This window comes from Corallococcus sp. CA053C (genome assembly GCF_003611675.1).
Lineage (GTDB): Bacteria > Myxococcota > Myxococcia > Myxococcales > Myxococcaceae > Corallococcus.
This window is the reverse complement of record NZ_RAWA01000331.1, coordinates 1-11,283: the sequence shown is the minus strand read 5'-3', so window position 1 is coordinate 11,283 and position 11,283 is coordinate 1. Positions and strand designations below refer to the sequence as shown.

Annotated in this window: 9 protein-coding genes; 4 read left to right on the top strand and 5 right to left on the bottom strand. The window is 72.0% G+C overall.

Annotated elements, in window-relative coordinates; genetic code table 11:
• On the bottom strand, positions 1-1,464 hold a 1,464-nt coding region (locus tag D7V97_RS32120), incomplete at its 3' end, for an ATP-binding protein (protein WP_147445057.1).
• A gap of 147 nt (positions 1,465-1,611) precedes the next feature.
• Positions 1,612-2,154 carry an ATP synthase F1 subunit delta gene (gene atpH / locus D7V97_RS32115; RefSeq protein ID WP_120614437.1) on the bottom strand — a complete coding sequence of 181 codons (543 nt, stop codon included), beginning with the start codon at positions 2,152-2,154 and terminating at the stop codon, positions 1,612-1,614.
• 181 nt (positions 2,155-2,335) lie between these two features.
• On the opposite strand from atpH, the gene D7V97_RS32110 reads away from it, so the two are divergent.
• The 4 genes from D7V97_RS32110 to D7V97_RS32095 all read left to right on the top strand — a co-directional run bounded on the left by D7V97_RS32110 (position 2,336) and on the right by D7V97_RS32095 (position 9,212).
• Positions 2,336-4,162, top strand: coding sequence for an Hsp70 family protein (locus D7V97_RS32110; RefSeq protein ID WP_120614439.1), 1,827 nt, complete (start codon positions 2,336-2,338; stop codon positions 4,160-4,162).
• A 93-nt stretch (positions 4,163-4,255) separates the two neighbouring features.
• Complete coding sequence (locus D7V97_RS32105; protein WP_233583363.1) at positions 4,256-5,428, top strand: TIGR02266 family protein; 1,173 nt, start codon at positions 4,256-4,258, stop codon at positions 5,426-5,428.
• 124 nt (positions 5,429-5,552) lie between these two features.
• On the top strand, positions 5,553-7,700 hold the full coding sequence (locus D7V97_RS32100; RefSeq protein WP_120614436.1) for a beta-propeller domain-containing protein: 2,148 nt from the start codon (positions 5,553-5,555) through the stop codon (positions 7,698-7,700).
• Positions 7,701-7,802: 102 nt separating this feature from the next.
• Positions 7,803-9,212 (top strand): MATE family efflux transporter, encoded by a 1,410-nt coding sequence (locus D7V97_RS32095; RefSeq protein WP_120614435.1) that lies wholly within the window; start codon positions 7,803-7,805, stop codon positions 9,210-9,212.
• A 16-nt stretch (positions 9,213-9,228) separates the two neighbouring features.
• Here D7V97_RS32095 and D7V97_RS32090 read toward each other — a convergent pair whose 3' ends face one another.
• From D7V97_RS32090 to D7V97_RS32080, 3 genes are all read right to left on the bottom strand, one after another.
• Positions 9,229-9,942, bottom strand: a complete 714-nt coding sequence (locus D7V97_RS32090; protein ID WP_120614434.1) for an esterase family protein — start codon at positions 9,940-9,942, stop codon at positions 9,229-9,231.
• Positions 9,943-10,004: 62 nt separating this feature from the next.
• Positions 10,005-10,715 (bottom strand): YqiA/YcfP family alpha/beta fold hydrolase, encoded by a 711-nt coding sequence (locus D7V97_RS32085; protein ID WP_120614433.1) that lies wholly within the window; start codon positions 10,713-10,715, stop codon positions 10,005-10,007.
• A gap of 20 nt (positions 10,716-10,735) precedes the next feature.
• A partial coding sequence (locus D7V97_RS32080; RefSeq protein WP_120614432.1) for a hypothetical protein occupies positions 10,736-11,283 on the bottom strand: 548 nt, incomplete at its 5' end.

The following is an 11,283-nucleotide window of genomic DNA, read 5'->3' as shown; positions in this document are numbered from 1 at the left end:
GCCGCCGCCCGTCCGGGGCAGCCACACGATGAAGCGGGTGCCCTCGGTCCCACCGGACTCCACGGAGATGCGCCCACCGTGGGCCAGGGCAATCTGCCGGGCCAGGTAGAGCGACAGCCCCAGCCCGTCCTTGTCCGTCGGGGTGCGCCGCCGGAAGGGCTCGAAGAGGGTGGCGTGGTTCTCCGGGGGCACCCGGCGCCCCTGGTCGTGCACCTGGAGCGTGACGCCGTCCCCGTGGCCCTGGAGCTGGAGCGCCACCGGGGCCGTGGGCGGGCCGTATTGCAGCGCGTTGCCCAGGAGCGCGTCCACCAGCTGGGTGAGCCGGCCGCCGTCCCAGGTGCCCCGCAGGTCGCCCAGGGCGGTGAGGCGCAGGTCCCGGTCGGGGTGCGCCTGCCGCCGGTCCGCCACCACCTGCTCCACCACGTGGCCCAGGTGGACGGACGACGCCTGCAACGGCAGGCCGCCGGACAGCCGGGCGCGGGTGAAGTCCAGGAGCTGGTGGATCATCCGCTCCACGCGCCGCACGCCCTGTCCCACCCGGCCCACCTGCTCCATCAGGGGCTCCGGCAGCGTGGGGGCATGCTCCAGCGCGAGCACGTCCCGCTGGAGCGCCTGGAGGGGGGCATGGAGGTCGCTGCCCACCACGCCCAGGAACTGCTCGCGGAAGTGCTCCATGCGGGACAGGCGGTCCTCGGCGGCCTTGCGGATGCTGACGTCCCACACCGCCGCGAGCCGCACCGGGCGGCCCTGGAAGGTGGCCGGGCGGGCCATCACCTCCACGGGGATGCGCCGGCCGTCGCGGTGGAGGACGGCCACCTCGTAGGGGGCCTCCACGCCGCGCTCCATCGCGTCGCGGGCGGGGGCGCGGAACTCCGGGGCCACCCATTCGATGATGTTGCGGCCGATCAGCTCCGCCGTGTCGTAGTGCCCCAGCAGGTGCGCGAGCCCCGGGCTGATGTCCAGGAACTGCCCGCGGTCGTGGAAGAAGTACCCGTCACAGGCGATCTCCACGATGCTGCGCATGTGCTCCTCGCTCGCGCGCAGCGCCGCCTCGTCGCGCAGGCGCGCGGACGTGTCGCGCAGCAGCAGCAGCACGCCCGCCGCCGGAGCCGCGGGCAGCGCGCTCACCGTCAGGTGCCGGTGCGTGCCCACCTCGCCGAAGCGCCCCGACACCAGCTCCTCCGCCACGCGCTCGCCCGCGCGCGCGCGCACCAGCAGCGGCGACAGAATGGGCGCGAGCCCCGGCCAGGCCTCCACCAGGAGCCGCCCCACGCAGAGCCCCGACGGCCGGCCGCACAGCGACGCCAGCAGGTCGTTCATCCACAGCAGGCGCGAGTCCGCGTCCAGCAGCGCCACCCCCCAACCCGGCGCGTTGAGCAACGCACCCAGGAAGGGCCATGCCTCCTCGGGAACCCCTGCGGACGGAAGGGCTCCGGGAAGCCGGTGGAACAGGGGCTGCGGCATGGGCGGGTCGTCTCGGAAAACGCGGGCTTGTCCGCGTTAGCGAGAAGTATACCCATTCCCCGTGTCAGCAGGAAATACGGGTTTGACTAGGACTGCGGGGCAGGGCGACCAACCTGGGACGTTGGCCCGGGCCGCCCAGAAGGCAGGCTACTTCAGCTCGCGGCGCATCTGCTCCAGCTGGGTGCGCAGGGTGCCGTCGTAGAGGGTGCCGCCGACCTGGGCGGACACGCCGCCGAGCAGCGCCGGATCCACGCGCATCTCCAGCACGACGTTGCGCTGGGTGAGCTGCTGGAGCGACTGCTGGAGGCCGGTGACGGCGTCCGCGGACAGCGGGACGGCGCTGGTGACCTGGCCCCGGACGCGACCCGCGCGGGCATCCGCCATGTCGCGGTAGAGCCGGGCGATGTCGGGCAGGTAGCCCAGGCGGTTGCGGTCCACCAGCAGCCGCAGCGCGTTGGCGAGCGCCGGATCCGCGGGGGTGGGCAGCGCCTGCAGGACGGCCTCCACCACGCGGCTGCGCTGGGCGCGGCTGTAGGCGGGGTTGAGCAGCACGTCCGACAGTTCGGGGCTGTGCCCGACGACGTCTGCGAAGGCGTTGAGCTGCTCCGCGACAAGGTCGGTGCGGTTGCCTTCCGCTGCGACGTCGAGGATGGCGCGGGCGTAGCGGCGGGCGATGGAGACGTTCACCATGACGCTGGCGCCCTTAGCATGGGGATTTCGCCACGGCAATCCGGTTCCGGGAACGGGGTCCGGTCGGGGTCCGAACGGCCTGGAGCCGGGCAGCCCGTTTCAGCGACCGCAAGGTGACGCCCGGGAAGCAAGGGACTTGGCGGAAGGCGCGGGTCACCGTAGCGTGGGGTCCTCCCGCCCCATGCAAGAACCCGTCATCGGCATCGACCTGGGCACTACCAACAGCGTCGTGGCGACCGTGGAAGACGGACGTCCGCGCCTCATCCCTTCTCGTGCGGGAGGACGCCTCACGCCCTCGGTGGTGGGGCTCACGCGCGCGGGCGACCGCGTGGTGGGGCAGGCGGCCCAGGCGCTCGCGGAGGAACAACCCGACGCGGTGGTGTGGGCCACGAAGCGCTTCCTCGGGCGGCGCTACACGCCGGAGCTCGTGCAGCAGGCGAAGTCGATGGTGCCCTATCCGCTCGTCGCAGGCCCCACGGGCGACGTGCGCGTGAAGCTCGCCGGCCGGGTGCTGCCCACCACGCAGATCTCCGCCTTCATCCTGGGTGAGCTGCGATTGGACGCGCAGGCGCACTTCGGGCGCGACGTGCGCAAGTGCGTCATCACCGTCCCCGCGAACTTCGACGACAACCAGCGTCAGGCCACGCGTGAAGCGGCGGGCATCGCGGGCTTGGATGTGGTGCGGCTCGTGAACGAGCCCACCGCGGCGGCGCTGGCGTACGGCCTGTCGCGCGGCTTCGAGGGCAGCGCGCTGGTGTTCGACCTGGGCGGCGGCACCTTCGACGTGTCCATCCTGGACGTGAAGGCGGGCGTCTTCGAGGTGAAGGCCACGGGCGGCGACCACGCGCTCGGGGGCGAGGACTTCGACCAGCGCATCGTCCAGTGGCTCCTGGCGCAAGTGGAGGACGCCTTCCAGGACGCGGTGTCCAAGGATCCGCAGTCGCTGCGGCGCCTGAAGGTGGCGGCGGAGGCGGCCAAGCGCGAATTGACGGAAGCGGACGAGGCCTCCATCTCCGTGGCCGGCCTGGGTGACCACTCCGCGGGCGGGAAGCGCTTCACCGAGATCAACACCGCGCTCACGCGCAGCTTCTTCGAGACGCTGTCGGAGCCCCTGTCGCGCCGGTGCCTGGAGGTCTGCAAGACGGTGATGGCCGAGGCGAAGATGGATCCGCGCTCGGTGGACGTGGTGCTGCTGGTGGGCGGCATGACGCGCGTGCCCATGGTGCGCCGGCTGGTGGCGGACTTCTTCGGCCGCGCGCCCTCCACGGACGTGCACCCGGATGAGGCGGTGGCGCTGGGCGCCGCGGTGCAGGCGGACGAGCTCATCCGGCAGGCGGGGCAGGCGCTGCTGCTGGACGTGGCCAGCCAGAGCCTGGGCGTGGGCGTGATGGGCGGGCGCGTGAAGCGGCTCATCCCCAAGAACACGGGCGTGCCGGTGGTGGCGCGCGACATCTTCTTCCCGGGCACCTCCGGCCAGTCCGAGGCGCGCATCCCCGTGTACCAGGGGGAGAGCGAGTTCCAGGACGAGAACCACAAGCTGGGCGAGGTGGTGCTCAAGAACCTCCACGTCGCCGCGCGCGGAGAGACGCCGCTGGAGGTCGTCTTCGAATTGTCCAGCGAGGGCATCCTCGCGGTGAAGGCCACCGACCTCACCTCCGGCAACATGGACCTGGTCCGCCTGGAGGCGCGTGCGAGCCTGCCCCAGGGCGAGGTGGAGAAGCTGGGCCAGGAGCAGCTCAACTACGCCCAGGCGCAGGGCGTGGTGGACGCGCGCCGCGCGGAGGAGACCTTCCGCAAGCTGCTGGAGCGCGGGGAGAAGCTCGCCCGCCTGCTCCAGAAGAGCGCGAAGGAGAACCCCAGCCCGGAGACCGAGTCCGCGGTGGGCACCGTCCAGCAGCTCCTGGTGGGCGGCAAGGACGCGCTGGAGGCCGGAGACGCGGCGCAGTGCGCCCAGATTGCCCGCCAGCTGACGCAGCTTCTGTCGGGTCGCGCGGAACCCCGTGGCTGACGTCACGCGCCACGGCCGCGAGGCGTCCACCAGCGCACGTTGCTTCGCGCGGTGCGTGGTGCCTTTCGTGGAGTCCGTTTATCTCCGGGAGTCATGATGACCCCCGGATTTTCTCCCCGCCCGAGAGACCTGGTCTTCGTCGTCGACGACTCGCGGACGGCACGGGACGTGGTGCGGCTGCACCTGTCGCGCATGGGCTGCGACGTGGTGGCGCTGGAGGGGGCGGACGCGTGCCTCGCGGAGCTGGAGCAGCGGGTGCCGGCGCTCATCCTGATGGACCTGCACCTGGAGAAGCTGCAGGGGGACGAGGCGTGCCGCGCGGTGAAGGCGCACGCGGCCGGGCGCAACGTGCCCGTGGTGATGTTCACCGCCGCGGACGAGCCGCATGAGGTGATGCACTGCGGGCGCGCGGGCGCGGACGACTTCCTGCCCAAGCCCGTGAGCCAGGAGGCGCTGGCGGCGAAGGTGGCCGCGGTGCGCGCGTCCCGGGAGCGCGCCTGGACGGGGCCTCCGCGCGGGCGCGGCATGCTGCTGGTGGAGGGCGGCCGCTTCCTGCACACCTTCCTCGGCGGGGCGCTGGAGCACGAGGGGCTGCACGTGCTCTACGCGAAGGACCTGGACGACGCGGGGAAGCAGGCCGCCGCCCACAGCGACCGGCTGGACGGCTTCGTGGTGGACGTGTCGCGGCTGCCGCGCGAGGCGCTGGCGCTGGCCACGCGCCTGCGGGAGCAGTTTCCGCGCAAGCCGCTGGTGCTGATGTCGCGGGTGGAGGAGGCGCCGGACGTGCTCACCCGCGCGCAGGCGCTGTGCGGCGCGCCGCTCCTGGAGAAGCGCAACCTGGGCGCGGACGAGCTGCTGGGGCGGGTGCTCGCGCGCCTGTCGCCGGGCACCGTGCCGCTGCGGGCCGCGGAGCGGGTGCCGTTCTTCACCGTGGTGGAGTTCTCCACGCAGGGCGGGCCCACGCTCAGCGGCTTCAGCCATGACGCCAGCCCCCAGGGCCTCTTCGTGCGCACGCTCACGCCCGCGCGGGAAGGCGCCCGGCTGTCGCTGCGGCTGGTGATGGCGGGCCAGCGCACGCCGTGCGCCGCGGAGGCGGTGGTGGCGTGGTCCAACCCGCCCGGCCCCGGCAGCGCCTTCCGTTCGCAGACGGGCATGGGGCTCAAGCTGGAGGGGATGGACGCGCAGCTGGCGCAGCGCTTCGTGCGCTTCGTGCCCCAGACCCTCGGTTTTCCCCCCGCCAGCACCGCGCGCGCCTCAGGTTTCTGAGTGCGATGGGCGCCTGGGTGCGCCCCGCAACCCCCCGCAATCGCAGGCGGCAGGGCGCGGCTTCCCCCCTGGCACGGGCGTGGCAATGCGCCATGCCCGCGAAGTCTTCGAGGGAGGGTGGCTCATGCATTGGACGCGTTTCGGAGCGGTGGGATTCACGCTGCTGGCGGTGGGGTGTAGCGACGGGGAGAAGGGGCCGCCGGGCGGGCTGGGCAACGAACCCGTGCAGCAGTCGCTGAAGCTGGAGGGGTTCAACGACTGCAACGCGCTGGAGAAGTACATCGAGGACACCGCGTCCAAGCAGATGCGCGCGAGCCTGGAGCAGCAGAAGCCGGGGTATTGGGAGCGGTTCGGCCGCGGCCGGGGCGTCGACTTCGGCGGCATGCCCCCGGAGATGTCCGCGGACGACTCCGCGGGTGGTGGCTCGGCGTCGCCGCAGGCCCCGAAGGACTCCACCGGCACCAACAACCAGGTGGAAGGCGTGCACGAGTCGGACTTCGTGCAGAACGACGGCACGCGCATCTTCGTGCTGTCGGGCAACCGGCTCTACGCGCACCGCTCGTGGCCCGCGGAGCAGCTCACGCTGGCGAGCTCGCTGGAGGTGGAGGGCTGGCCCCGGGAGATGCTGCTGGATGAGCACCAGCGGCTGGTCATCGTCTCGCAGGTGCACCAGGGCCTCGCGGGCAAGCCGGGCGGCGGCTACTACGGCGGCGGCTTCGCGGGGGATGTCGCCTCGCCGGCGATGGACTGCGCGGGCTTCGGCTGCGCGTACTACGCCGGCGACAGCACCAAGGTGACGACGGTGGACGTGTCCGACGTGGCGAACCCCACGGTGGTGGATCAGGTCTACCTGCCGGGCCTCTTCAGCCAGGCGCGCCGCGTGGACGGCTCCGTGCGCTTCGTCCTCGCGGACACGTTCCGCTGGCCGGAGGAGGTGAAGCTGTGGGTGGACTACTCGGAGGAGCTCTACAAGGACGAGGACAAGCTGGAGGACGCCATCGATGCGCAGATGGAGCGCAACGAGAAGCTGATCCGCGCGAACACGTTGGACAAGTGGCTGCCCGCGGGCAAGCACGTGGACGCGGCCGGCGTGACGACGGCGCTGCCGGTGGCGTGCGGTGACTTCTACCGGAGCAACGCGCCGTCCGCGCTGGGCTTCGTGACGGTGGCGTCCATGGACCTGGACGCGCGCACGGCGGCGCCGGGGCGCACCCACCTGGTGGCGGAGCCGGGCACGGTGTACGCGTCCAAGGACTCGCTCTACCTCGCGCATTCGCACTACTGGTGGTGGCCGGAGCCGGGGCAGAAGGACTTCACCTACGTCCACAAGTTCGACACCCGCCAGCCGGGCCGCGCGGTGTACGTGGGCTCCGGCACGCTGGAGGGCGCGCCCATCAACCAGTTCGCCCTGGACGAGCATGAAGGCGTGCTGCGCATGGCCACCACGGTGACCACGCGCCTGCCGGAAGAGGACCACCCGTCGTGGTGGTGGGGCCGCACGACGACGGTCAGCCGCGTGACGACGCTGGGTGAGAAGGACGGGCACCTGGTGGAGCTGGGCCGCAGCGAGGACCTGGCGGCAGGGGAGCGCATCTTCAGCGCGCGCTTCGACGGCCCGCGCGGCTACGTCGTCACCTTCCTCCAGGTGGATCCGCTCTTCACCTTCGACCTGAGCGACCCGGCGCACCCGCGCAAGGTGGGCGAGCTGAAGGTGCCGGGCTTCGCCACGTACCTGCACCCGGTGGGCGACCACCAGCTGCTGACCCTGGGCGTGCAGACGGACGCCAACGGCGGCTGCTGCGGGGAGCGTTCGCTCAAGCTGTCGCTCTTCGACGTCAGCGACCTGGCGCACCCGAAGGAGACCCACACGCAGCTCGTGGGCACCGCGTACGGCTGGAGCGAGGCGCAATACCAGCACAAGGCGTTCAACTACTTCGCGGCCAAGGGGCTGGTGGCCATCCCCTTCACGGACTACTCGCCCTACGGCTACTACGGCGAGGACTACTGGAGGAACTTCCGCACGGAGCTGCGCGTGTTCCGCGTGGACCCGGCGACGGGCATCTCCCCGGTGGGCGCGGTGTCCATGACGGACCTGTTCGCGCGCTCGGGGTCGCCCGAGTGGAGCTGGTACTACGGGCCGGACGTGCGCCGCAGCGTGATGGCGGACGACTACGTCTACGCCATCAGCGACGGCGGCCTGCGCGTGGCGAAGGTGGACAGCCTGCAGACGCCGCTGGTCACCACGCTCTTCCCCCGGGTCACCAACCCCTGATGTGGGGGTGACGGCCCGGTGGCGGGCGGTCAGGCGGGGAGGGGAGGCGCGTCCGTCGCTCGGGCAGCGCAATCCCCGCCCGAAGAGGCTATAGGCCCCGCCATGCCGCCCGATGCCACCGAGCCGTCCGTGTCGTCCCCCTCGGCCTCGTCGGCCCGGAACCGGGGGGAGCTGCGCGCCTTGTTGGGGCTGGCCCTGCCGCTGTGCATCGCGCAGGCGGGCCAGTCGCTGATGGGCCTGGTGGACACGCTCATCGTCGGTCGCGCCGGCACGTCGGCGCTGGCCGCGGTGGGCCTCAGCCACAGCCTCTTCTTCGCCGTCAGCAGCTTCGGCATGGGGCTGATGATGGGCGTGGATCCGCTGGTGTCGCAGGCCATTGGCGCGCGCAACCCGGTGCGGGCGCGCAGCGTGCTCTGGCAGGGCGTGTGGCTTTCCGCCTTCGTGGGCGTGGTGCTGTGGGCGGTGCTCATCTCCGTGCCGTCCGCGCTGCCATGGGTGGGCGTGGCCGAGGAGCAGATCGTCCAGGTGCGCGCCTTCCTGCACTTCCGCGCCCCCAGCCTGCCGCTGATGCTCATCTTCCTCACGGGGCGCGCGTACCTGCAGGCCATCGGGAATCCCCGGCCGCTGGTGGTGTCCACCGTGGTGGCCAACGTGCTGAACCTCATGATGGTGCCGCTGTTCGTCTTCGGCGGTAGCTCGCTGCCCGCGTGGGCGGGGCCCCTCACGCGCGTGCCGGCGATGGGCGCGGCGGGCGCGGCACTGTCCACGCTGTTGTGCACGGCGATGGAGGTGCTCATCGTGGCGCGCGCGGTGCGCGGGATTCCCATTCCGGGCACGCCGTCCCTGCTGCCGGTGGTCGCGGATCAGCTGCGCGCGTTCCGGGTGGGGTTGCCCATCGGCCTGCACATCGCGGCGGAGGTGGGCGTGTTCGCGCTGGCGGGCGTGCTGGCCGCGCGGCTGGGTCCGGCGAGCGTGGGCGCGCATCAGATCGCCATCTCGTTCGCGAGCCTCACCTTCACCATGGCGCTGGGCATTGGCAACGCGGGCAGCGTGCGGGTGGGCTGGGCGGTGGGCGCGCACGACACGCCGCAGGCGCGGCGCAGCGGGTTGATGGCCTTCGCCACCGGCGCGGTGGTGATGGCGCTCAGCGGGCTGGTGTTCGCGTTCTTCCCCGGGAGCCTCGCGCGGCTCGCGGGGGCGCCGGCGGAGGTGCTGCCGCTCTTGCTGCCGCTGTTGATGGTGAGCGCCATCTTCCAGGTGTTCGACGGCGTGCAGGGCGTGGGCGCGGGCGTGCTGCGCGGCGCGGGCGAGACGCGCTTCACCTTCCTGGCGAACATCGTGGGGCACTACGCGGTGGGGCTGCCCCTGACGCTGCTGCTGGGCTTCGGCCTGGGCATGGGCGTGCTGGGCATCTGGTGGGGCCTGTGCGCGGGCCTCATCACCGTGGCCCTCGCGGTGCTGTGGCGCTTCTGGCGCGTGAGCGCGGGCACGCTCCGGCCCCTGGAGCAGTAGGGGCCGGGGGCGTGCTTCAGGCCGGCAGGTAGTGGCGGATCATCTGCCGCCACACGGGCCAGTCGTGGGTGCCGCCGTCCCAGATGGACAGGTCGTTGCGGATGTCCTTCTGCCACAGCAGCTTGGAGAGGTTCTCGTTGGAGGGGCGGCAGAAGTCGTGCTCGCCCACGGCCAGCGTCATCTCCACGCGGCGCAGGGCGTTCAGCCGCGCGGGGTCGTGCAGGCCGGGCAGCCAGTGCGGCGCCGTGTGGAAGTACACCTGTTCGTCGTGGTGGCCGTCGAGGAAGTCGTCCGTCTCGAACTTGCCGCCCATCGAGATGAGGCGCTGGAAGATGTCCGGGTGGCGCAGGCCCACGTTGTACGTGTGGAAGCCGCCCAGGCTGCACCCGGCGAGCGTGAGCCGACCGCCACTGGCGCGGCTGCGCACGAGCGGCACCGCTTCATGGACGAGGTAGTCCTCCCACTGGGCATGGCGGGCCACGCGCACGGCGGGGGCGACGTCCTTGTTGTACCAGGACTCCTCATCCACCGAGTCCACGCACACCACGACGTAGCGGCCCGCGGCGATGCAGTCCGCGATGGCGCCGATGAGGCCGAAGTCCTCGGCTTGATAGAAGCGGCCCTTGCTGGTGGGGACCAGGAGGATGGGCTCACCCGCGTGCCCGTACAGCAGCACTTCCATGTCCCGGTTCAGCCGCTGGCTGTACCAACGGTGGTATTCGCGGTTCATGGCCGCAACCTTAACCGGCGCGGCCGTGACACAAGGCAGGCGGGCGCGCGTGCGTGCGCAGGTCAGCCGGCAGTGAACACCTGCTGGGGCGCCACCCCACCCCGCCACGGGGCGAGGAACGCATCCGACTCCAGGGCGATGCGCTGTAGCGAGGCCGTCAGTTCGTGGCCGTCGTCCACCTCCACCAGCCGCACGTGGCGCTTGTCCTTCGCCCACTCGCGCGAGTAGCGCACGTCGCAGGTGTCGTCCTGTCGACCATGGACGATGAGCGTGGGCACGCGCACGTCGGGCCAGACGCCCAGCGTTGCGTCCATCGCCTGGGCCTCCTCCACGAGGCCGTGGTGCACGCGCGCGCGGCGCTTCTCCGCGTGGTCGTCCGTTTCGATGTAGCCCGTGCGCTGCCAGTGGGCCCAGCCGTCAGGGCCCATGCGGCGCTGGAGCTGCTCCACGAAGTGGAAGGCCGGGGCGAGCAGCACCAGCGCGCTCACGCGGGCATCCTGCTGCGCGCAGCGCGCGGCGACGAGCCCGCCCAGGCTGGAGCCGATGAGCACGGCGCGCTCCTGGGGGCCGCCGAGCGCGTCGCGCACGGTGTCCAGCATGGCGCCCAGGCTGAGGCGCTCCAGTGACGGCACGCGCAGGTTGAGGCGCTCCAGGGGGATGCCCTGCTTCGCCCAGTGGGCGTCCAGCCAGAGGCCCTTGGTGGAGGAGGGGCCGGACGCGAAGCCATGCAGGTACAGCCAGCGGGGACCCGGGGGAGAGGACGGCGCGTTCATGGGCGCGCACTCTAACCGCATCAAAACCGCAGCACGGGCCCGGCGATGATGCTCTGCAGCGGTTTGGTGCAGGTGCTGTCCGCGTTGGGCTCCTTCGTGAACTTCAGGTCGCAGAACTGGAGGGCGGTGGCGAGCGAGATGCCCCAGCGGTCGCTGAACCAGCCGTCCAGGCCCACGCGGAAGGCCATGCTGGTGACGTCGAAGTCCTCGCGCCGCAGCTGGCCCACGTTGTTGGGGGTGAAGGGCTTGGCCCAGCTCTTCGCCAGCCGGGCGCCCAGCCACGGCGTCACCGGCTTGTCGCCGAAGAAGCGCAGGCGCGCTTCGATGCCCACGGCCGTGTAGTCCAGCTGCACGCGGCTGAGCTGGGACGGGTCCTGCGCGTCCGCGAACTGCTGGCCCCACGTCTGCGTCGTCTCGAAGACGGCGCCCAGGGACAGGCCCGGCGGCGTCTCCACGCCCAGCCACGCTTGCAGTGCGGGTCCCTTGGCGCGCCAGTCGCTGAAATGATCCAGGGTGACGCCCGCGCCCACGGACGCGTAGCCGTGCCACCCCTCCGCCCCTGCTGGCC

Excerpts from the sequence above, each read along its gene's own strand:
- atpH (WP_120614437.1), bottom strand. The coding sequence starts at position 2,154 with ATGGTGAACGTCTCCATCGCCCGCCGCTACGCCCGCGCCATCCTCGAC.
- D7V97_RS32110 (WP_120614439.1), top strand. The coding sequence starts at position 2,336 with ATGCAAGAACCCGTCATCGGCATCGACCTGGGCACTACCAACAGCGTC.
- D7V97_RS32105 (WP_233583363.1), top strand. The coding sequence starts at position 4,256 with ATGATGACCCCCGGATTTTCTCCCCGCCCGAGAGACCTGGTCTTCGTC.
- D7V97_RS32100 (WP_120614436.1), top strand. The coding sequence starts at position 5,553 with ATGCATTGGACGCGTTTCGGAGCGGTGGGATTCACGCTGCTGGCGGTG.
- D7V97_RS32095 (WP_120614435.1), top strand. The coding sequence starts at position 7,803 with ATGCCGCCCGATGCCACCGAGCCGTCCGTGTCGTCCCCCTCGGCCTCG.
- D7V97_RS32090 (WP_120614434.1), bottom strand. The coding sequence starts at position 9,942 with ATGAACCGCGAATACCACCGTTGGTACAGCCAGCGGCTGAACCGGGAC.
- D7V97_RS32085 (WP_120614433.1), bottom strand. The coding sequence starts at position 10,715 with ATGAACGCGCCGTCCTCTCCCCCGGGTCCCCGCTGGCTGTACCTGCAT.